Origin of the sequence: Dermabacter sp. Marseille-Q3180 (genome assembly GCF_940792985.1) — a bacterium.
Lineage (GTDB): Bacteria > Actinomycetota > Actinomycetes > Actinomycetales > Dermabacteraceae > Dermabacter > Dermabacter vaginalis.
In genome coordinates this window covers 1260415-1282420 of sequence record NZ_CALNWU010000001.1, presented here as the reverse complement: position 1 = coordinate 1282420, position 22006 = coordinate 1260415, and the positions used below count along the sequence as shown (strand labels likewise).

Sequence of the window (22006 nt, the reverse complement as noted above, 5' to 3'; positions counted from 1 at the left end):
CGTCGGGCCTCGCCTACCCTGGAAGGGTGAAGGCACTTTCGAGAATTTTCCGGTTCACGAGCGAGCTGTGGCCGCTCTATCTTCTGATCGTCGTGTCGGCGCTCCTGACGACCGCGATGACCCTCGTGATCCCGTTCCTGATCGGTTCGGCGACCGATACCGCAACCGCGGCCGTGGCGGGGACGCTCACGCGCGACGAAGCTCTGCACGACATCATCGTGACGGCCGTGTGGATTTTCGTCGCGTTCATGGCGAGTGCGCTCATCCAGAACATTGGCGGGTACTTCGGTGACGTTATGGGCAACCGCCTTCGCGCGATGCTCTCCGTTCGCTACTACGACAAGCTGCTCAACCTCCCGCAGCGCTGGTACGACGAAGAACTCACGGGCACGATCGTCTCGCGACTGAACCGTTCGATCGCCGAAATTGGAACGTTCGCGAAGATCGCCTCGAACGCCTTCATCTCGATGATCATCACCGCGATCGCCGTGCTCGCGATCAGCGCGTGGTACTGGTGGCCGCTCGCCCTCATCCTGTTCATCATGTTCCCGCTGTACCTGTGGCTGACCTCCCTCACGAGCGTCAAGTGGCAGCGACTCGAAGGTGAGAAGAACGAGCAGATCGACATTGCCTCGGGCCGCTTCGCGGAGGTCGTGGGTCAGATCCGCGTCGTCAAGAGTTTCGTGCGAGAAAAGAGCGAGCTTGCCTCGTTCACGAAGCGCTTCAACAGCACCGACGCGATCACGAAAGAGCAGTCGGTCCATTGGCACAAGATGGATGTCTACCGCCTCGCGGCGCTTAATCTCGCGTTCGCGGTGCTGTACCTCATCATCTTCATCCGCACGGTTCAGGGCGATTTCTCGGTCGGTGACATGGTCATCCTCATCCAGCTCATGAACCTCGTGCGCAACCCGATCGAAAATATGAGCTGGGTCGTGGACACGTCGCAGCGCGCGGTTGCCGGGTCTAAAGACTATTTCGCGGTCATGGACACGAAGGTCGAGGTATGGCCGACGCTTGCCGACGGGCGATCGTTCCCGGAGGCGGTGGAGGGTGCCCCGCGCATCGTCTTCGACCACGTGAACTTCGCCTACGAAGAGAACCACGACGTCTTGCACGACATGAGCTTCCACGTGGACTCGGGGGAGAAGGTCGCGCTCGTCGGCGAGTCCGGCGGCGGTAAATCCACGATCGTGAACCTGATCCTCGGCCTGTACCGCACGCGCACGGGCGAGGTGCGCCTTCGCGGCCACAACGTCAACGAGCTTCCGATCGACGTGGTGCGCTCGCGCGTGGGCGTCGTGTTCCAGGATGCGGCGCTCTTTAGCGGCACGATCCGCGAGAACATCGCCTACGGCCGCCCCAACGCGACCGATGAAGAGGTGCGCGAGGCGGCTCGCCGCGCGAACGCGAACCAGTTCATCGAGCGGTTCAACGACGGCTACGACACCCTGATTGGGGAGCGCGGCCTCAAACTTTCGGGCGGGCAGCGCCAGCGCATCGCGGTTGCGCGCGCGATGCTCAAGGATGCTCCGATCCTCGTTCTCGACGAGGCGACCTCCGCGCTCGATACGAAAGCCGAGCGGCAGGTCCAGGCGGGCCTCGATGCGCTCATGGAGAACCGCACGTCGATCATCATCGCCCACCGCCTCTCGACGATCGCGGGTGTCGACCGGATTATCACGCTGCGCGATGGTCGCATTGACGAGATCGGCACCCCCGCTGAGCTCGCGGCTTCGGGTGGCATCTACGCGGAGTTGCTCGCGCTTCAGAACGCGGGCGGCGCCGAGGCGAAGAAGCTGCTCGAGAGGTTCGGGATCACCGGCTGAGATCCCCAGGCAAGTCTCGAGGACGCCGACGGGCGTTCGTACGATGGTGTCGTGACTTCCGAGCGTTTTTCACGAGAGCAGAGCATTGTGGTTGACGCGCCGGCCGGGCGCATCACCGGGTGGCGCGACGGCGAGGTCATCCGCGCAACGGGGATTCCGTACGCCCGCGCCGAACGTTTCGACAAGCCGGTTCCCGTGCGGGATCTGGGGAAGTTCGAGGCACGCGAGTGGAGCCCCTCGTCGCCGCAGAATCCCGTGGAAGGGCCGCCCATTTTCGGGCCGGAGCTTCGCGACCTCCCCGTGAGCGAGGACTGTCAAAACCTCTCGATCACCTTTCCCGGTGATATCCGGGAGGGCGAGAAGCTTCCCGTGATCGTGTGGATCCACGGCGGCTCCTACGTCGCCGGGGCTGGCGATTCGGCGTTCACCGATCCCGCGCGGTGGGTGACTGAGCGGCGAGTCATCGTCGTGACCGTTTCCTATCGCCTCGGCGTGCTTGGCTTCCTCGGTTCCTCGCTCGGCCCCGCGAACCTCGGGCTCTTCGACCAGGCGGAGGCATTTCGGTGGGTGCGGCGCAACATTTCGTCGTTTGGCGGGGACGCTGCGCGAGTGACGGCACTCGGGGAGTCGGCGGGGGCCGACGCCATCCTGCACCACGCCGCCGCCATGGGGCACGCGATCCTCGAAGGCCGCGACGAGGAGCTGCTCTTCGACCGCGCGATCGCGCTCAGCCCGCCGCTCGGGATCCGCGAGGGGCGCAGCCGCATGAACGCGCTCAGCGCGAGGATTCTTGAGAAGCGCGTGAGGCGCGAGTCGCCCATCGAGGACCTGCTCGCGGCGCAAAAGGCCATTGAAACGGCAGCGGCGCCCTTCGGCTACGCGGGGTCGATGCCGTTCGGCGTCCAATACGGCCACGACCCGCTTCCGCCGGAGGAAAGCGTGCTCGCGGCGTGGCACGCGATCGCGCCCAAGGTGCCCCTCCTTATCAGTGCGGTGGGAACCGAAAGCAGCTTCTTCGCGCATTCGATGCCTTTCGCCCGTTTTTTGCGGGGGCTTCCGCGCGTGGGGGAGCGGGCGTACTGGACGTTCGTGGATTCGGCGAGCAGGGCTGTATTTACGAAAGGCATCGACTTTCTCGCGCACGAGTGGGGCGCGGCCGGCGGTGTTGCCCACCGCGCCGTGGTTCCGTGGAGCGTGCCCGGCAACCCATTCGGCTCCCCGCACGTCACGGACATCGCGCTGCTATTTTCTCGCGAGGACTCGTGGCGAAGTGCGCTCCCGTTCGAGGGGGCCACGTGGGAGGAGATTGACCGTGCAGGTACTGACCTGCGCCGCTACTTCACCCAGTTTGCGAGCGGTGCGAGCGACCACCCCCTCACGAAGGAGCCGCGAGTGATTCGCGGCTACGCTGCCTAGGAAGCCGGACCTCCTCGCCGGGGTGATGCCCCGGCGAGCGGGGTCGGCGAACGGTAAACCTTAGACCGCCGCCTCGAGCTCCGTTCCCTCGGCGCCGTTATCGAGTTCGCCCCGGCGCTTGTTGCGCAGCACCCCGTGGCGGGGGCTCAGCGCCCACGAGAGAACGAAGATCGCCGTCGCAACAAGCACGATCGTGCCGCCCGTCGGAAGGTCGAGCGCCCACGAGAAGTACACGCCGAGCAGGGCGCTGCCCATGCCGATCGCCGCCGCGCACGCCATCATCGGCACGATCCGGTCGGTGAGCATCCGCGCCGAGGCCGCCGGCGTGACGAGGAGGGCGAGGACGAGGATGTTGCCGATCGTGTGGATGCTCATGACGACCGCGAGGGTCACGAGCACCGAGAGGGCGATGTCGAGGAGCATCACGGGCAGGCCGAGTGCCGCAGCGTAGCCGCGGTCCATGCCGACGACAACGAGGTCGCGGTGAAGGATGACGAGGAGGGCGAGGACGATCGCCGTGAACACCGCGGAGGTGACGAGCGCCGAATCCTCGATGCCCGTGATCGCCCCGAACAGGAAGCTCGAAAGCGAACCGCCGTAGCCGGGGGCGCGGCTCATGACCACGATGCCGAGCGCAAACGCCGCGACGAAGAACACGCCGATCACGGCGTCGCTTCGCAACCGGTGATGGTGACCGAAAACGGCGATGAGGATCGCCGTGATGACGCCCGCGACAATGCCGCCCACGAGGAACGAGCCCTGGAGGACGAACGCCACCGCGATTCCCGGAAACACCGCGTGGGCGACCGCATCGCCAATGAATGTCATGCCGCGCAGCACCACGTGCGTGCCCACAACAGCGCACACGAGCGCTGCGAGCATCGACACGACAAGAGCCTTCGGAAGGAACGTCAGCTGCGGGTTCGTGAGGTCGGTGAGGAAGTCGAGAGGAGTCAGCATCAATGGTCTTTCGATTCGGCGTCGACCGCGGAGGCGACGTGCGTAAGAAGAGGTGAGTGCTCGGAGACGCGGAAGGTCTCCCGCCACGGCTCGGGGTCGCGCAGTTCGCTTGGCGGGGCATCGGCGATCACTCGGCGATTGAGCAGCACCACGCGGTCGGCGACGTGCAGCGCATGCGTGAGGTCGTGGGTGGACATGACAACGGCGCAGCCCTCGCGCGCGAGCGACACGAACAGGTCGCTCAGGAGTTCCTGCGAAGGCATATCGAGCCCCGTGAAAGGCTCGTCGAGCAAAAGAACGGCAGGCTCGAGCACAAGTGCGCGAGCGATCATGACGCGTTGGCGCTGACCGCCCGACATCTCACCGATCGGACGATCCTTCATCGCGTCCATGCGGACCTTTGACAGGGCGTGCGCGACGGCCTTGTAGTGCTCTTTGCCGGGGGAGCGCCAGCGGCTGAGCTTGCGAATAAGCCCGAGCATGACCACGTCGTGCGCGGTCGCGGGGAAATCCCACTCCATTTCGCTGCGCTGCGGAACGTACGCACGTTCCCCGCGCGCCTCGACGGTTCCCGAAGCGAGGGGGAGCACCCCGAGGAGGCTCTTCACGAGGGTGGTTTTACCGGCGCCATTCGGCCCGAGCAGCACCGTGACGCTTCCCGCCTCGATATCGAGGCTGATGTCGTCGAGGACCGTGCGCCCACCGAGATTGACGCGCAGCTGCGAGCACGACAGCGGACGTGCGCGATCCGCGTGGCCCGCCGCGGTCGCGCCAGCCGCCTCACGCGGGCGTGCGCCGAGAGCGGAGGTCACTTCCTGCCACCTTCGCCCGGGTGGTTCGCGGTCGAAGAGCCGGCGCCTGCGGCTTCGCTTTCGGCTTCGGCTCGCGCGCGCTCATTCTTCTTCTTGTTGAGCGCGTAGGCTCCGCCGCCCGCGGCAGCAACCACGGCAGCGCCGCCGCCCACGATCCACGGAAGCGAGTTCGAGCTCGTCTTTTCGCTCGCGCCGTCATCGGCAGCGCCCTTCGAGGGCTTGGCCTTCGCGTCATCCTTCGCGGCGCCGGGAGCCGAGGAGGCGTCGGACCCGCCATCGCTCGCACTTCCCGCGGCCGGTGCACCGTCGTTGCCCCATGCGGGCGTCGCCTGCATCGCTTCATCCGGTGCGGTCGCATCGCCGACCGCGAAACGCAGGGTGCCGCCGGCGGAGTACTTCGTGCCATCCTCGCCCTCGGCCACCGCCTCCACGGCGAGGAGATACACGCCGGGCTTCGTGAACACCCAGTTCGCGTGCGTGTGCGTGTTGATGTCCACGAACACGTCGGCGGGGGTCTGCTCGAGCGTGTCGCCATCGGCGAGCTGCTGCGGCGGCGCGAAGTTGCCCGGCTGGAGGAACAGGCTGAAGTGCCCGGGACCGGACACGTGCGTGAAGCGCAGCGTGACGCCGCGCGGGCATGCTTTGACGACAGCGGGATCCTGCGTATTCCACCCGAGCCACACGACGCCCGACACTTCGGTCTGGGGCACGACGTACACCTCAGAGCCAGGTTCCGCCTTGATGAACGAGTACGCTTCATCGTCCGGAACGGGAAGAATACCCTGGTCATGAACCTGGAAAACGATGTCCTCGAGCATGCGCCACGTGGGGGTTTCCCCCGTGTCGTCACGCGCGGCGAAGATCCACTCACCGTCGATGAGGCGCGGACCGAGATCGACGTGATGCGCATCGATCACGACCTTCTCGCCCTCGACGATCTTCTCGTCATCGCTCACCTTCTGCTTGAGAGCCGGGTCGTCGGCACCGTCGGTCGCGCCGTCGGTCGGATCGAGCGGGAGGGGCCGTGCGGGTGCCGCGAGGGCAGCGGGGGCGCATGCCAGGGCGCCGAGTGCGCCGGCGCCGAGGGCGGAAAAGTGGCGTCGCGTGAGGGCGCGAGAAGAACGGGAAGTCATGAGCTCATCTTTCGTTGGTAGGAGGGTGTTATTCCGACGCTTGCCGGTCGCCATCGCCCAGGGGTTTTCCACCGAGCCCCCTCGCGAGGGAGTCGGCGTTGGCCCTCATCATCGCGGCGTAGGTATTGACCTCGCGCGTGAAGGAGTCGCCCCAGATGGGCTGGACGGGAATCTTTTCCATGCGGGCGGCATCAACGAGGCTCGTCGATACCGGTCCCGCTGTGGCTTCAAGGAAGACCGCTTTCGGGGCGAGGTCGCGCAGAGTGGCGGCGAGGCGGCGGCGATCCGCGATGGAGGGTTCTTGCCCCGGTGAGGGGGAAACAACGGCGGCGATCCGAAGCCCGTAGCGGTTCGCAAGGTAACCGTAGGCGTCGTGGGTCGTCACGAGTTCGCGGCCGGCCTTCGGGATTGAATCGATCGAACGCTGGACGTAGGAGTCGACGTCGTCGAGTTCGCGCAGGTATGTGGCCGCCCGCGAGCGGTAACCGCCCGCGTGGTCCGGGTCGAGGCCGCACAGGTGGTCGCGGATGACCTCGACGTAGGCCTGGGCGTTCGTGACGTCCTGCCACAGGTGCGGGTCGATCTCGCCGTGCACGTGCTTGCCGAGCACAGCCTGCGGCAGCTGGTAGACGTCTGTTCCGCCGCGGGCGATGAATCGGAAGGCGGGATCGGCTGGGACCGGAAGCAGCGCTTTCGGAGGCACGTGGATCACCATGTCGTCGAGCGCGATGTCGCGCGTACCGCCGTCGGCCTCGGGGTCGTCGATGCGCATCACGAGCGCGTCAGAGGGCACGTCGACCGTGATGTCGGCGTGGCCCGCGGAAATCACCCGCCGCTTCGCGAGGGAGGCATGGGCGCCTTTCTTCGACGCTTCCTCGGGGGAGATGCCGACGCAGATCCAGACATCGCCCTCGGCGGAGGAGTCGGCACCAAGCGCTCCACCGCTCCACGTTCCCCTGAAGCGCGCGCGATACACGCCTGCCTTGGTAAAGGCCCAGCTCATGTGCGTGTGGGCATCCATGGGAAGGTCGATGGCATCGGTGCGGGCCGAGACGCCGTCGGACGAATCAAAGACGCGCTGAGGCTCCCCGAACGTTCCGGTCACGTACCCGTGCAGGTCGCCGGGGCCGTCGCTCTCGGCAAGGGCGAGACGCACCTGCGTGAGGCGCCCGGCGCCACGTTCGCGGCCCGCGACGCGAAGGCCGAGCCACACCGTGTCAAGAGAGCGGTTCTCGACGAGCGGGATGATTGTGGCACCGCGCGTCGAGGCTTCCTCGGCGAGCGCGAGATGCGTCGAGCCAGCGGGAAGGTTCGCGTCGATCGTGCGGATCAGCGCCTGTTCCTCGAGCATGAGGTAGTTCGACAGCGCGAGATCGGCGTACGCGATGTCCCGGACGTTGCGGGGGAGCGGCTCGAACGAGTGCGGGTCGCCGCCCTCGGGGATGAGGGACGTGACGAGTGCATCGGGACCCGCGACGTTCTTTGCGAGATCGGCGAGAATGCCGGTCGTTGCCACGACGCGCGGGCGAGGATCCTCGCTCGAGCGCGCGGTGCGGCCAGGCAGAATGATCGCGCCGAGAGAGCAGGCGGCGGCGCCCAGGAGCACGGAGCGCCGCCGCAGTTGAGGGGTGGAGGTCACTGGAAGCGGCGCCTCGCCACTGCCGTGCCAGCGCCCACGATGATGAGCGCTGCGGCGGTGCCGGCGAGGCCGGTCACCTCAGCGCCCGTGCGCGGGAGACCCGAAGCGGAACCCGCGGGAGCGTCGCCCGTCACGGACTTGGCGTAGTCGGCGGAGCCGCCCGCCTCCACGATCTGGTCGGCGGTGAGCTCACAGTCGGCGCCGTCCTTGGTCTTGCCCTTGAGGTCGACGATCTTGTAGCCCTTGCCGTCCTTGAAGATCTGGCCGATCTTCGCGCTCTTGCGGTCCTTTGCGGCGCTCACGCTCGAGCCCGAACCGGCGGTCGAGGAGTACCACTTCTGGCCAACGATCTGGCCGAAGTTGCCAGCGGTGAACACGCCCACGTTGCCCGGGCCGCTCGCGGACACGAGGGTCTGCGTGATTTCGCCGGTCGTGTTCTGAATGATCGAGGGGTGCATCGAGTTCGCGCCGACCCACGGAACGCTCGGGGCCTGAGTCGAGCCGATCATCCACACGTCCGAGCCGGCGGGGGCGATGTACTCGATGCCCGCGGGGGCCTTTGCCTTTGCGGCGTTGCCGAGGCCGAACGAGATGGAGGAGGGGTCAACCCACTGCGCGGGTGACTTGCGGTCGTCCTTGATCGACGAGATGAGCGCGCCGTTCTCGAAGCGCGAACCGAAGTCGAAGTGGCCGCTCGTGGCGCGCGAGCTGCTCCCCACGTTGAACGTGAGCGTCGCGGTGTCGGAATAGGTCTTGCCGTCCTTGCCCTTCGCGCTCTGGCGAATCTTCAGCTTGTAGGTGCCGGGCTTGGAGAACACCCAGTTGGGGTGCACGTGCGTGTTCGCGGGAATCGTGTACGAGCCGCCAACCTTGGCCTTCGACGTGCTCGTCGCGGCCTTGACCTCGTCCTGCGTTGCGTCGCGCACGACTTCGGTCGCGGTGCACACGGGCGCCTTCGGCTCTTCCTTAGCGGGGGCTTCCGGCATCGCCGGTGCTGCGGGAGCAGCGTTCTTTGCCGGCGTCTTGGCCTCCGGAGCCGCAGCCTTAGCCTTAGGCTTCGCCTTCGGCGCGGGTGCGGCGGGCTTTTCCGGCGCCTTGGCCTTCGGCGTGGAAGTGCGAGGCTTCGGCTTGTCCGCGGGTGCGGGATTTGCGGGCGCGGCAGGCTTGGTGGAGTCCTTCGGCGCAGGCGCTTCCGCGGTGGGTGCGGTGTCCGACGGCTTCTCCGGTGTCGTCGAGTCCTCCGGTTTGGGGGCAGGAGCCGGTGCGGGGGCAGGAGCCGGTGCAGGCTTTTCAGCCTTGGCGTCGGCCTTGCCCTTGAACTCATCGCCCACGGTGAAGGTGTAGGTCGCCTTGTTCGAGGAGACCTTCTTGCCGCCCTTCGTGCCCTCGGCGTGGAGGGTCAGCGTGTACACGCCGGGCTTCGTGAAGACCCAGTGCGCGTGCGTGTGAGCAGCGAACGACTGGTCGCGCACGGAACCGGACTTGAGGTCCATGCTGCCGTTCTCGAGGAGCGGCGTGATAGCACCGAAGCTGTCAGCGCCCATGAGGTGGATGTTCCCGGGCCCCTCGACCTTGTCGAACTTGAGCTTGATCGACTCATCAAAGCCCGTGCCCTTGATCCCCAAGGTGTCCCAGCCGGGCCAGAGGAGGTTCTGGTTTTGGGTGATCGGCAGCCAGTAGGCCTTCGGGGCGCCGGGAACACCCTTCGGCAGATCCTTGAGCGCCGCCGACTTCACGTGAAGCTCGACGTCTTCGGCAGCGTGAGTCTTGTGCGAGCCCGTGACGTCTTCCTTGAGGTCGAGCTTGAGCGCGTCGCCCTCAGCGGTGACGTTGAAGGCATCGACGTGGCCGGAATCGATCACGAGGCGCTCGGCGGCGTGCGCCGAGCCGAGAGGAATGAGAATAACGGCGAGCGAAGCGAACGCCGCGAGGAGCGCGCGCAACGCGGCGCGAGTGCGCGCCGGCGCCGTGGCTGTCTGGACCAAGGGAGCACCTTTCTATGTCGCCCGGCGAAAACCGCGAGCAACGGTTGTTAATGAGAGTCGCTATCATTAACAACATAGGGAGCCTCCTCCCGTCAACCCAGGGACAGCACCTCGTTCGTTGTGGCGATACGCACCTGCGGCGCAAAAAGTCCCATGATTGAGAGCGCCCGCTCGTGATTTCCCTGGTCAGAGCCCGCGCACGCATCGCCTACGAGGGTGATCCACGCACCCGAATCGGCCGCGGGCAAAACTGTCGAGATCACGCAGCAATCGGTCGACACTCCCGCCACGACGAGATGCGGACTCCCGCCCGTAATCGCCGTGAGCTGGGCGCCCCACTTGCCAAACGTTGGCTCATCAATCACGTGTGGGGCGTCGAGCGCGGCCGCCTCGGGGGTGAGGTCGTACAGTGGATCGCTCGCGGGCACATCCGCAAACGGCCACGCCTCGAAATACTCGCCCCACGAAGTCGAGCGGTCCGCCGTCGGAATCCAGCGCGTGAGAATCACGCGCCCCTCGAACGCCTCCGCAAGGCGCGCGATATTCGCCCAGGCCGCCTCCCACATGGGGGAGGCCCAGTCCGACGATTGCTCGGCAAAAATCACCTGCGGATCAATGACGAGGAGCCACGCCTTCGAGGAGTCGTGAGCGGGATCTACGTGAGTGTGAGGAGTCAGCTCGGCGCCTACAGGCGTCGGAAACCCGCTCACTGGCCAAGCTCCTGCCGGCGGATTGTGCCGCGGCGCAGCACGAACGTGAGAGCGAAGCCGAGGACGAGTGCGAGAAGAACGCCGAGGTTCGCGTCCGCCCACTTGCCATCGCGCCCGCCGAGCGGGCCAAGGAGGTAGCCCTGCCAGTTGTTCCATGCCGCAGCTTCCGCGAAGCCGTTGACCACGAGCCCCCAGCCGAGCATGGAGCACACGATGAGCGTCGCGATCGAGATCCAATCGACCGAGCCGTAGCGGCCGCGTGCATCGAACAATGCCTGCTCGTCGTAGTCCACGCGGCGCGTGAGGATATCGGCGATAAGAATGCCCGCCCATGCCGCGAGCGGTACACCGAGCGTGATGAGGAAGCTTTGGAACGGGCCGAGGAAGTCGTGCGCGAAGAACACCACGTAAATGGTGCCCGCCGTGAGGATCACGCCGTCGATCGCGGCCGCAGCGGGGCGCGGGATATCAATGCCCAGGCTGAGCAGCGTGAGGCCTGAGGAGTAGATGCCGAGCACGGCCCCCGACACGAGCGCGAGGACAGCGGTGAGCCAGAACGGGATGAGCACCCAGATCGGGAGGATCGAGGCGAGCGTGCCGATCGGATCATTCACGATGCCATCGCTCAGTGAGGGATCCGAGGCCACGAGGAGCACGCCAAAGAACACGAGGAGCACCGGGGCGATCGCACCGCCGAACGTGTTCCACCAGATAATCGCGCCGTCGGAGGTTTCGCGCTTTTGGTACCGCGACCAGTCGGCGGCGATATTGATCCAGCCGAGGCCAAAGCCGGTCATGACCATCACGAGCGCGCCGATGACCTGTTGCGGCGTGCCGTTCGGGACCGCGAGAATCGCGTCGACATCGATGTGAGAGAACGTGAGGAGCACGTACAGGATCGTGATGGCGCCCGTGATCCACGTGAGAACCGACTGCAGCTTCATGATCGTGTGGTAGCCGAGCACGCTCGCGACGACGATGAGCGCAGCAACCGCAACCGTCGCGGCAACGAGCACGGGCGTGCCACTGGGAAGGCCAAGGCGTGAGAACACGGTTGCCGTCGCAAGAACCGCCATGATCGACAGGAACGTCTCCCACCCGATCGAGGTGAGCCACGAGACGATTCCGGGAACCTTCTGGCCATGCACGCCAAACGCCGCACGAGAGAGCACCATCGTTGGGGCGCTCCCGCGCTTGCCCGCAATCGCGATCAGGCCACACAGGAAGAACGAGATCGGGATGCCGATGAGGGTCACGAGCGTGGCCTGCCAGAAGCTCACGCCGAAACCGAGGATGTAGCTTCCGTAGCTCATGCCAAACACCGAGATGTTCGCGGCGAACCACGGCCAAAACAGGTCGCTTGGCTTCGCCGTGCGTTCGGATTCCGCGACGATCTCGATGCCCTGGTGCTCGATGAGGCCGGGGCTCGAGGAGAGGTTTTCGGGGGTTGCCTGGGTGCTCATGGCATCTCCTCGGGTGCAGGGACAGGGGTGACCCTTATCCTAGTCAGCTAGCCACGAGATGCGTGGCCTCGCTCACGAGACGGGACGCCGATTTTGCCGTGCGTCCATCAATGTCGAAGCGCGGGTTCAACTCGACAACGTCCATGAGTGCGAGCTTTTCCGACGCCGCCGCTGCCCGCACCGCCGCCACGATGATGGGAAGATCCACGCCGAGAGCTGCTGGTGCCGAGACCCCCGGGGCCGTGTGGGCGGGAAGAACATCAAGGTCGATCGTCAGGTAGAGAACATCCACGCTCGCCGCGAATTCCTCCACGAAACGCGTGACACCCGCGGCGCCCATCTCAAGGCACTCGAGATCCGTGCGGTACTGAACGCCGAGCTCATCTGCGGTCTCAAACAGTGTGCGCGTATTGCCCGGCTCCGCGATACCCAAAACGGCATAGTTGAGGGCGCGCCCCTCGGCCGCCTCCGCCTCCGCCATCTGCAAGAACGGAGTCCCGCTCGTGGGCGTGGGAGCACTGCGAAGATCAAAGTGGGCATCGAGGTTGAGAACACCCCACGACGGGAGCTGGCATGCGTCGGACCCCGGGCCCCCAGGGCGAGGCGTGCTTTCTTTCGCTGACCCGCACGCACCCAAGTGCTCGCGCAGCCCCAGGTAACTCGCCCATGCGGTCTCATGACCACCACCGAGCACGAGCGTGAGGCGATTCCCCTGCGCGCCGAGCGCACGGGCCGTGAGATGCCCCATCTCCGCTTGCGCCTCCTCGAGCGCTTCGCCGACCGTCGCCACGTCACCCCAGTCCACGAGAGCCGCCTCGCCCGTGCCGAGCGGGCCGTGAAGTGCCATGCCCGCAAGAGCCGAACGCAAAGCCCGCGGCGCCTCCGCAGCGCCTACGCGACCATGATTTCGGCGCACCCCCTCGTGCGAGGCGAAGCCCGCGAGAGCCACGTGCGGGCCCTCGGGCGGGCGCCCCTCACTCACGAGCGACACGCGCTGATGCCAGCGCGCATGCGCCGCCCCCTCACCGTCGACCCGACCCTGCCACGGACTGCTTTCGATGCTGCTCAACGTGTTCACGCCCTCCATTATGGGTGCGCGGACTGTATCCAAATAGATTCGCTCCAGGCGCGCCCGATAGTGTGTCCCCCATGCCGTCGAAAGTACCCGCAGCCGCCTCAACGCTGAGGATCCTCACCTACCTCGCACAGCGCTCGAGGCCCATCGCCGCCTCACGCATCGCGAGCGAACTCGATATTCCTCGTTCGAGCACCTACGACATCCTCGCCGAACTCCTCGACCAGGGCTTCGTTCTGCACTACCCGGACCTTCACGCCTACGGCCTTGGCCCGTCCGCCTATGAGCTGAGCTTCGGCTACACCCGCCAGGCCCCGCTCGCCCGCCTTGGCAAACGCGTGACCGAACGCCTCACGGATCGGGTCGGCGAAATTTCCCACGTCGCGGTGTTGCAGGGGCGCCACGTTCTCTACGTGGTTGAAGCACGACTCAACAAGCCCGCGTCATACCCCACCGACGTGGGTGTGCGCGTGCCCGCACACCTCACCGCAAGCGGGCGCGCGATCCTCAGTGCCCTGCCCGCCAATCAACTCGCCGCGGTGTTCACGGGAGAAACCGTGCTCGAGCCTCATCTCGGTGCCGACGTTGGCCCAGCCTTCCCCGTTGCCCGGGCGCTCGCCGATGCTCGCGACACGCGCACTCGCGGCTATGCCGTGGAAAACGGCGAGGTTCTCGACGGGCACCGCTCCGTTGCCCTCCCCGTGTTCGATGGCGCCAAGTGGCCCGTCGCAGCCGTGGCCGTCACGTGGCAGGGAAGCGACTCCTCGCGCGACCTCGACATGCTTGAATCCGTGCGCATCGCCGCCGACCAACTGCAAAAGGCGATCTCCTAAGGGAGACCGCCTTTTGCGTGAGCACGGGCCCGCCGAGGCGTGGCCTTAGACGCTCTTAGAAGAACGCCCCCGGGCGCGGAATGTTGCGCACATTCGACTTTGCAAGATTGACCATCTTGCCCACGCCACCTTCGAGCACGATCTTGCCGCCCGCGGTTGCGAAGCCGCTCATCTGTTCGAGCGTGATCTTCGGAGGCATCGCGAGCGCATCGGGATCGGTCACGATGTCGATGAGCATCGGGCCGGGTGCCGCGAGGGCCTTCTTGAGGTCCTTGCGCAGAGTCTTGGGGTTCTCGATGCGGATCGAGGGGATACCGGCGCCCTCGGCGATTTTCGAAAAGTTCACCGAATCATGGTCGGTCTCGAAGTCGGGGAGGCCCTGCACGAGCATTTCGAGCTTCACCATGCCGAGGCTCGAGTTGTTGAACACGACGATCTTCGTGTTCAACTGGTGCAGGCGAACGGTGAGAAGTTCGCCCATGAGCATCCCGAGGCCGCCGTCGCCGCTCATCGAAATGACCTGGCGGTTCGGCTGCGCAGCCGAGGCACCGATCGCCTGGGGGAGGGCGTTCGCCATCGTGCCGTGGCGGAACGAACCGAAGATGCGACGCTTGCCGTTCGGCTCGATGTAACGTGCGGCCCACACGTTGCACATGCCCGTATCGACCGTAAACACGGCATCCTCGTCGGCGAATTCATCGAGGAGGCTCGCGACGTACTCCGGGTGAATCGGCTTGAGGCGCGAAGCGCGCTTCGTGTAGGAGTTCACGACGTGCGTGAGTTCCTTCTCCTGCTTGCGCAGCATCGAGTTGAGGAACGAACGGTTCTTCTTTTGCTTGAGCTGCGGAAGGAGTGCGCGAATCGTGAGGGCGACATCGCCGTGGATGCCCAGATCGAGCGGCACGCGGCGGCCAAGGCGCGAGCCGTCCGCATCGATCTGCACGACCTTCGGCTTCCCCTCGTGCGGGAGGAACTCCGAGTACGGGAAGTCCGTGCCGAGGAGAATCAGCAGGTCGCACTCGTGGGTGGCCTCGTAGGCGGCGCCGTAACCGAGCAGGCCGCTCATGCCCACGTCGAAGGGATTGTTGTACTGGATGAACTCCTTGCCACCGAACGCATGGCCGATCGGGGCCTTGAGGGTGTCGGCGAGCTCGAGGACTTCCGCGCGTGCGCCCTCGATGCCCGCGCCTGCGAAGAGCGTGATCTTCTTGGCCGAGTTTGCGAGGTGTGCGAACTCCTCAACGACCGAAGCCTGCGGCTGAACCGCACCGAAAGTCGTGGTGAGGGTGCGGGTGGCCTCGATCGTGACGTCCTGGCTTGCGATATCGCCAGGGATCACAAGAACCGACACGTCTTTCTTCGCGAGTGCGGTTTGTGCCGCGTTATGCAGCATCTGCGCACCGTGATTGCCGGAATTGACCATTTCGCAAAAGGCCGAGCACTCGTTGAAAAGGAGTTCGGGGTGGGTCTCCTGGAAAAAGCCCGTGCCGATTTTTTCGCTCGGGATGTGCGAGGCGATCGCGAGAACTGGGACCGAGTCGCGATGGTTGTCGTAGAGTCCCTGCACGAGGTGGGTGTTGCCCGGCCCGCACGAGCCTGCACACACGCCGAGCTTGCCCGTCACGCGGGCCTCGGCGCCTGCCGCGAAAGCCGCAGCTTCCTCGTTGCGCACGTGGATCCATTCGATGCCCTTGGTTGTGCGCACGGCATCCACGATGGGGTTGAGGGAGTCGCCGACAACGCCGTAAATGCGCTCGACGCCCATAGCAACGAGTTGATCGACGGTGTGCTGGGCGAGTGTCTTTTTCGCCATGGAGTTTCATCCCTTTCGCGGATGTTCGTCTGGCCAGCGGCGAAAACGCCGAAAAGACCAGCGTTGAGTCTGTGACGCTTTAAGCGTAGGCGGGACTTTGGTCCATTGCAGCTTGAGGTTTCAAAGGTCACGTTATTGGCGTGAGCCGGCGCACATATTGATGAAATTAGCAATTTTTGGGACAAGGTGGCGTCGGACTGGGGCCTTCGCACTCGCCCGTGCCGCGATGTGCTTACGCCTGCGGCGTGCCACCGGAACCGCTCGAACTTTTTCGTGTGAACTGCCGTGCGTGGCGGCGGAAATGCAACGCTCTGGCCTGGTGTTTTGTGCGGGTTTTGAGCAAGATTGCAGGAATTGCAGCCAATCGTGAGCGCGCATTCCGGATTTTCCAAGGAAGACGTAGTTGCCTTAACTCATCGCGCACGGATCACGGTGAAACGTGACTCCTTCGCGCGGGGATAAGGGTAAAGGGATTGACCTCCGGTTCCGCCGTTTGTGGCGGGCCGGGGGTTTCCTTTTTCTGCTCGCTTTCAATCGAGGGCGTCGATAACCGGGTTTTGAGAGTGATTGTGGGCGCGCACCAGCAGTTTTCTCCACCTCGGTTGGGGAGGGATCCGACGGTTACCTGCGCTCCACCGCCGCCTCCACGAGCCGCGCATGCCACGCCTCCATGCCCCGCGTTGCCCGACGCTCATCGCGAGGGTCATCCCCGTTGAGAATCGCCGTGAGGTAGGCCCGATCCCGCTCGAGTCTTTCGAGGGCATCGGTGCCGAGGGGGCCGTGGCCAGGGATAACGAGGCGTGCCTTTCGCGCATAGGGCTCGAGGAGGTTCAGGGCCTCGAGGTAGGCGGTGAAGGGGTCGAGCCTTCGCGTCTGGAGCGTGCGCGCGCGGCGGTCGGAGTGCTCGAGGTCGGGCAAGGGAAGCTCGGTGCTCGAAAGCATGTCACCCGCGATGAGGATCCTTTGCTCGGGAAGCCACAGCGCGGTGTGACCCGGGATGTGGGCGTCGTGAGTGAGCAATTCTGGCGCGAAACCATCTGGAGCTGCACCCTTGGGGAGCCACGTGCGGTGCGGATCGGCCGGGGCCTGCGGGGTGGGGGAGAGGCGCCCAAGAGATCCGAGAAGCTCGGGTCTCGAAGCGAGCGCGGCGTCATCGGCGGTGGCGCGGGCGAGGAGGTCTTCGCGTTCCGCTTCGGCGAGGCGCGCCGTCGCCTCGGAGGCAAGACGAGGCCCGTCCCCGAAAGAGGGATGCCACAGCACGTGGTCGTGGTGGGCGTGGGTGGCGAAGCCCGCGATGACGGCGAGGCCCCGCTCGGCGAGCTGCGCCGCGAGGTCGTCGAGCTCCTCTGCCTCCCAGCCCGGATCTACGAGCATCGCCTCGCTAATCGAGGCGAGAACGACGCTGTTGAGTGCGTCCTTGCGCGAAGTGTGCACGAGAATCCCGGGTGCGATGTCCACCAGTTCAGCCATGGCCCCATTGTTCCAGTCGCATCGCCCTCCCGGAGAAAGTAACCGTGTGAAAGGTCCCGAAGATCGCGATACCTAGGGCGTTTTCTTCCGCTCGCGCGGTCGAATAGTGAGCTAGTCACCGCTGTCCCTTCGAGGCGGACGTATGATGACATCACTGTGATGCAGGCCGCAGGGGTGCGGGCCGACCCGAAGTCGAGGGCCGCACCGTTGCGGATCGACAAGGAGGTCTCATGAAACCCATCACCCGGCGCACTGCGCTCGCGGGAGGTGGCGCTGCCCTCGCGGGTGTGCTCGCGAGCTGCGCCCCACCCAACCCAGGCTCCGTCAACGCCGAAGCCACGATCCCACCCTCGAAAGACCGCGTGAAGCTCACCTATTGGGCGTGGGTCAAGGACCTCCAGAAGGTCGCGGACGTCTTCAATAAGAGCCAAGACCGCATTCACGTGGAAGCCTCGTGGATTCCGGGCGGCGGGGCCGGCGGCTACGCGAAGATTCTCTCCGCCGTCGCCGCGGGTGGCGGCCCCGACATCGCACAGGTTGAGCTTCGCTCCGTTCCCGAGTTCGCGCTCGCGGGCGCCCTCGTGGACCTCTCGCGCTACGGGATTGTCAAAGACAAATTTGATCCGGGTGCCTTCGCGCAGGCCCAAGTGGGCGAGTCGGTGTGGGCCGTTCCGCAAGACACGGGCCCCGTCGCAAATTTCTACAACCGCGAAGTGCTCGAAGGGGAGCTTGGCCTTACGCCACCGTCCACATGGGACGAGTTTCGCGAGGTCGCGGGTGCCGTCAAGGACGCAGGAAAATCGATCTTCACGCTTGACCCGAGCGACGGCTCCTACTTCGTGATGTGGGCCATGCAAGCCGGAGCCACGTGGTTCAAGCCGGAGGGCGATGGCTGGATTATCAACATGACCGACGAGAAGTCACTCAAGGTCGCCGAGTTCTGGGACGGCATTCTCGCCGACAAACTCGTGGGTACCGGTTACGGAGCCTTCTCGACGCCATGGATGGCCGCCACCGGTGACGACAAGGTGCTCAGCACGATCTCCGGATCGTGGAGCGATGCCCTCATCGAAGCGGTGCCTGGCGCCAAAGGTAAGTGGGCCGTCGCGCCCATGCCCACGTGGGACGATGGCTACGCCTCGGGTGCCCACGGCGGCTCATCTGCGGCGATCCTCTCCACGAGTAAGCACCCGGCCGAAGCCCTCGAGTTCTGCACGTGGATGTGTACGACTCCCGAGGGGATCGACGCGATGATTGAGAACTGCGGTATTGGCTGGTCACCGTCGGCGGAGTACATCGGTGAATCTCGCACTCAGCCCTCCGAGTTCTTCTCGGGTCAAAACTACAACCAGGACGTCATCACCCCCATGGCTAAGGGGCAGAACCTCGAATGGACGTGGGCGCCGCTCATGCAACGCTTCATGGACGTCGTGGGAACCGGCATGACCAAGGCGATTAACGGTGAGCAGCCCCTCGTGGATCTCCTCGCGGTCACGCAAAAAGACATCACCGAGATCATGCAAGGCATGGGCCTCAACGCTGAGGAGGCGCGATGAAAGCGAAATGGGCACCCTGGGCACTCATGGCACCGTTCTTAGTGCTGTTCATCGGCACGATGGTCGTGCCGATCATCATGGCCGTGGGCTACAGCTTCACCACCGTCGAGCGTCGCGGTCTCCTTGGCGAAGGCGGGATCGAAAGCTCGTTCGCGGGCTTTGATAACTACATCGCCGCCCTCGCCAATCAAAATTTTGTCGCGTCGATCGGCCGCATGATCCTCTTTGGCGTCGTCCAGGTGACGGTCATGATCGTTGCCGCGACAGTGCTCGCGCTCCTCCTCGAGAGCGCCGCCGCGAAATGGCCTGGATTCTTTCGAAGCGCCTACTTTTTGCCCTACGGCATCCCGGGCGTGATCGCCACGATCCTCTGGTCGTTCCTGTACATCCCGGGCCTGAGCCCCATCGTTGATGCGCTGCAGATCGTGGGGCTCAACGTGGACTTCCTGAGCCCCGACATGGTGCTGTGGTCGATCGCGAATATCGTGACGTGGACGTACACGGGCTACAACATGCTCATCATCATCGCCCAGCTCAAGGCCATTCCCGGTGAGCTGTACGAGGCGGCGCGCATCGATGGCGCGGGCCCGCTCAAGATCGTGACGTCGATCCAGTTGCCACTCATCAGGCCGGCGCTTATGCTCACGATCATCTTCTCGATCATCGGCACGCTCCAGTTGTTTGCCGAGCCGCGCTTGCTCATGACGATGAGCTCGGGCATCACGAATGAGTACACGCCCAACATGAGTGCGTACGCATACGCGTTCCAGTACAACGAGGTGGGGATGGCGGCGGCGCAGGCCGTGATCATCGCGGTCTCGGCCTTTGTTCTTTCGGCCATTGCTCTCGGGGTGTCCTCGTGGGCGGAGAGGAAGCGATGAGCACTATTCACCCGACTGAACTGAGCGCACGCGAGCGGAAGAAGCGCGCGGCTCGCCTCGAACGGGATCAGCGTTCGGGTGCCCGCTCGGCTGGCCGCAAGCCGGCGACGACGATCATTGTGACGGCGCTCCTCGCGATCGTCGCGATCTATTTCCTCGTCCCGGTCTACTGGGTCATCGTGAACGCGACGAAATCGACCGAGGATCTCTTCAGCACGAGTGGTTTCTGGTTCGGAAAAGAATTCCTTCTTTTCGACAACCTCAAGGCCGTGTTCACGGCAAACGGTGGGATCTTCTCTCGCTGGGCGCTGAACTCACTGCTCTATTCGGGCATTGGCTCGGTGCTTGCCACCTACTTCGCGGTCGCCGCGGGGTATGCGCTCGCGAAATACCGCTTCCCCGGCCGCAGGGCCGTGTACGCGTTCGTGCTCGGCGGCGTGCTCGTTCCGGGCACCGCAACCGCGCTCCCGCTGTTCTTCCTGTTCTCGAGCGTGGGTCTCACGAACACGTACTGGTCGGTGCTCATTCCCTCGCTCGTGAGCCCGTTCGGTCTGTTCCTCGCGTCAATCTACGCGAGTGCAGCTGTACCGGATTCGATGCTCGAAGCGGGGCGAATTGATGGCGTCAGCGAGATTGGGCTGTTCCACAGGCTTGCCCTTCCCCAGCTCACGCCGGCGGTGGTGACGATCCTGTTGTTCCAGTTCGTGGCGATCTGGAACAACTACTTCCTTCCACTCGTGATGCTTGCGGATGAGAAGCTCTACCCGATCACTTTGGGCCTCGATAACTGGCGCGCGCAAACAGACCGTTTGCCGGAGTTTTTCCAGCTCACGACCGGCGGCGCGCTGCTGTCGGTGATCCCGCTCGCGATCCTCATCCTCGTGTTGCAGCGCTTCTGGCGCGGTGGCCTCACGGAGGGTTCGGTTAAGGGATAGCTGCGCGTCTGAGCCCGGTTAGGGCTTGGGGGTCCGACGGTTGCATGCTGTATGCGGCACCTCCTTTTACGCTACTGGCCCGCTTCCCCAACCGGGGAGGCGGGCCAGTGCGCGTGCACTCGCGCTCGAAGGCTTAGCTATTTTCCTTCTTGAGCACCTCGTTCATGGCTTTCGCGAGTGCCTTGCAGCCTTCTTCTGCGGAGATCTCTCCGTCGAAGACCTTCGAGAGGTGTTCGCCCTCGAGCTCTTCCCATTCGGGGCAGGTCTTCGAGACGGGGAACGGCACGGCGTAGTTTTCTGCCTGGTCAACAAAAACGTTGAGGTCGTAACCGGGCTGGGCGTCGACGTACGGATCCTGGGTGCCTTCGAGGGCGGGCAGCGCGATGCCCGATTCTGCGCTGATCTTTGCGGCTTCTTCGCCCGCGAGGAAGGTGACGAGGGCCTGGGAGGCAGCGAGGTTCTTGGTGTTTGCAGAGATCACGTGGCCGAGGCCGTGCACGGCGGTCTTGCGGTCGTCGCCGCCGGGCAGGTACGCGACGGCGCAATCGTCCTTGACGGAGGAGCCGATGAGCGCGCCGACTCGCCAGTTGCCCGACCACTGCATGGCCACCTGCCCGCCTTCGAACATGCCGTAGCACGAGTTTTCGGCGAGGAACTCTCGGCTGGGGCATGCGCCGATCTCAATGAGGTCGCGCCAGAACTTCACGCCCTCGATCGTCTTAGGATCGTCGTAGCCGGACTTCGTTTTGTCGTCAGAGATGACCCAGCCGCCGTTGATGGCGATCGAGTGGTAGTAGGACGCGGTGCGAGAGAACACCTCGGCGCAGCCCCACACACCGTCGGGAAGCTTGTCGGTAAGCTCGAGTGCCTTTTCCTTGTAGGTCTCGAGGGTCCACGTCTCGTCGGGGTACGCAACGCCGGCCTGGTCGAAGAGCTTCTTGTTGTACCAGATGCCCACGCAGTCAACGTCCTTGCAGGTCGCGAAGAGCTCGCCGTCGACCGTGTACATCTCCACGAGTGCGCTCGGGTACTTCTTCGGGTCGATGAGCCCGTCGTCGACGAGGGCTTTGAGGGAAGCGAGCTGGCCGTTTTCGGCGTAGGAGCGGAAGTTCGGTCCGTTCATCCAAAACACGTCGGGGAGAGCCTTCGACGAAGCCTGCGCGCGAAGCTTCGTGAAGTAGTCCTTGAACGGCACCATATTCAGCTGAACCTTGACGTTCGGGTACTTCTCATTGAAGGCCTTCATGACGTCTTTGAGCATCGCCTCTTGGTTGATGTCCCAGTAGGCATAGGTGATCGTGCCTTCGATCTTTTTCGGGTCGTCGCCAATTTCGTTCGTGGCGTCCTTGATGACGGCCTTGTTTCCGCCGCCACATCCTGCGGCGGCGGCGGCGAAGGCGGCCCCGCCAGCGGCGAGGAGGGATCGGCGGGCGATTGGGGATGTAGCCATGATGGTCTCCTTTGGGGTGTAGGGATTGCGGAGAGTGGCGGAAGTG

At 64.8% G+C, this 22006-nt stretch carries 17 protein-coding genes; 6 read left to right on the top strand and 11 right to left on the bottom strand.

Annotated features, from left to right (window positions below; all coding sequences use genetic code 11):
• Positions 1-26 precede the first annotated feature (26 nt).
• Both NBW56_RS05740 and NBW56_RS05735 read left to right on the top strand, forming a co-directional pair.
• Positions 27-1829: an ABC transporter ATP-binding protein gene (locus NBW56_RS05740; protein ID WP_250258362.1), complete on the top strand. Its 1803-nt coding sequence runs from the start codon at positions 27-29 to the stop codon at positions 1827-1829.
• Between the two features lie 51 nt (positions 1830-1880).
• A complete protein-coding gene (locus NBW56_RS05735) occupies positions 1881-3245 on the top strand; it encodes a carboxylesterase family protein (protein ID WP_250258360.1) in 1365 nt (454 codons plus the stop codon).
• 60 nt (positions 3246-3305) lie between these two features.
• On the opposite strand, the gene NBW56_RS05730 is transcribed toward NBW56_RS05735, so the two are convergent.
• The 8 genes from NBW56_RS05730 to hutG all read right to left on the bottom strand — a co-directional run bounded on the left by NBW56_RS05730 (position 3306) and on the right by hutG (position 13034).
• Complete coding sequence (locus NBW56_RS05730) at positions 3306-4205, bottom strand: anchored repeat-type ABC transporter permease subunit (protein ID WP_250258358.1); 900 nt, start codon at positions 4203-4205, stop codon at positions 3306-3308.
• Entirely contained in the window at positions 4205-5017 is an 813-nt protein-coding gene (locus NBW56_RS05725) for an anchored repeat-type ABC transporter ATP-binding subunit (protein ID WP_250258356.1), read from the bottom strand. The genes NBW56_RS05730 and NBW56_RS05725 overlap by 1 nt, the downstream gene beginning before the upstream one ends.
• On the bottom strand, positions 5014-6150 hold the full coding sequence (locus NBW56_RS05720; protein ID WP_239379001.1) for a choice-of-anchor M domain-containing protein: 1137 nt from the start codon (positions 6148-6150) through the stop codon (positions 5014-5016). Before NBW56_RS05720 ends, NBW56_RS05725 begins: the two co-directional genes overlap by 4 nt.
• Before the next feature lie 28 nt (positions 6151-6178).
• Complete coding sequence (locus NBW56_RS05715; RefSeq protein ID WP_239378999.1) at positions 6179-7789, bottom strand: anchored repeat ABC transporter, substrate-binding protein; 1611 nt, start codon at positions 7787-7789, stop codon at positions 6179-6181.
• Positions 7786-9774, bottom strand: a complete 1989-nt coding sequence (locus tag NBW56_RS10140; protein WP_284346093.1) for a choice-of-anchor M domain-containing protein — start codon at positions 9772-9774, stop codon at positions 7786-7788. Before NBW56_RS10140 ends, NBW56_RS05715 begins: the two co-directional genes overlap by 4 nt.
• 92 nt (positions 9775-9866) lie before the next feature.
• The gene (locus tag NBW56_RS05700; RefSeq protein WP_502799326.1) at positions 9867-10484 is read right to left on the bottom strand and encodes a cysteine hydrolase family protein; all 618 of its coding nucleotides are present in this window, start codon (positions 10482-10484) and stop codon (positions 9867-9869) included.
• Entirely contained in the window at positions 10481-11947 is a 1467-nt protein-coding gene (locus NBW56_RS05695) for a purine-cytosine permease family protein (protein ID WP_250258349.1), read from the bottom strand. The genes NBW56_RS05700 and NBW56_RS05695 overlap by 4 nt, the downstream gene beginning before the upstream one ends.
• A 43-nt stretch (positions 11948-11990) precedes the next feature.
• A complete protein-coding gene (hutG, locus tag NBW56_RS05690; RefSeq protein ID WP_250258342.1) occupies positions 11991-13034 on the bottom strand; it encodes a formimidoylglutamase in 1044 nt (347 codons plus the stop codon).
• Between the two features lie 62 nt (positions 13035-13096).
• On the opposite strand from hutG, the gene NBW56_RS05685 reads away from it, so the two are divergent.
• A complete protein-coding gene (locus NBW56_RS05685) occupies positions 13097-13855 on the top strand; it encodes an IclR family transcriptional regulator (RefSeq protein WP_065248576.1) in 759 nt (252 codons plus the stop codon).
• A gap of 55 nt (positions 13856-13910) precedes the next feature.
• Here the strand turns inward: NBW56_RS05685 and NBW56_RS05680 are convergent, their stop codons facing one another.
• Together NBW56_RS05680 and NBW56_RS05675 are read right to left on the bottom strand one after the other, a co-directional pair.
• On the bottom strand, positions 13911-15668 hold the full coding sequence (locus NBW56_RS05680; RefSeq protein ID WP_250258340.1) for a pyruvate dehydrogenase: 1758 nt from the start codon (positions 15666-15668) through the stop codon (positions 13911-13913).
• 621 nt (positions 15669-16289) lie between these two features.
• Entirely contained in the window at positions 16290-17138 is an 849-nt protein-coding gene (locus NBW56_RS05675) for an MBL fold metallo-hydrolase (protein ID WP_250258338.1), read from the bottom strand.
• 230 nt (positions 17139-17368) lie between these two features.
• Between NBW56_RS05675 and NBW56_RS05670 the strand changes: the two genes are divergently transcribed.
• Genes NBW56_RS05670 through NBW56_RS05660 form a run of 3 tightly spaced genes read left to right on the top strand, consistent with a single transcriptional unit; the run spans position 17369 to position 20510 of the window.
• Positions 17369-18694 carry an ABC transporter substrate-binding protein gene (locus NBW56_RS05670; protein WP_250258336.1) on the top strand — a complete coding sequence of 442 codons (1326 nt, stop codon included), beginning with the start codon at positions 17369-17371 and terminating at the stop codon, positions 18692-18694.
• Entirely contained in the window at positions 18691-19575 is an 885-nt protein-coding gene (locus NBW56_RS05665; RefSeq protein WP_250258334.1) for a carbohydrate ABC transporter permease, read from the top strand. The genes NBW56_RS05670 and NBW56_RS05665 overlap by 4 nt, the downstream gene beginning before the upstream one ends.
• Entirely contained in the window at positions 19572-20510 is a 939-nt protein-coding gene (locus tag NBW56_RS05660; RefSeq protein WP_250258332.1) for a carbohydrate ABC transporter permease, read from the top strand. Before NBW56_RS05665 ends, NBW56_RS05660 begins: the two co-directional genes overlap by 4 nt.
• A gap of 133 nt (positions 20511-20643) precedes the next feature.
• On the opposite strand, the gene NBW56_RS05655 is transcribed toward NBW56_RS05660, so the two are convergent.
• The gene (locus NBW56_RS05655; RefSeq protein WP_250258331.1) at positions 20644-21960 is read right to left on the bottom strand and encodes an ABC transporter substrate-binding protein; all 1317 of its coding nucleotides are present in this window, start codon (positions 21958-21960) and stop codon (positions 20644-20646) included.
• Positions 21961-22006: the final 46 nt, after the last annotated feature.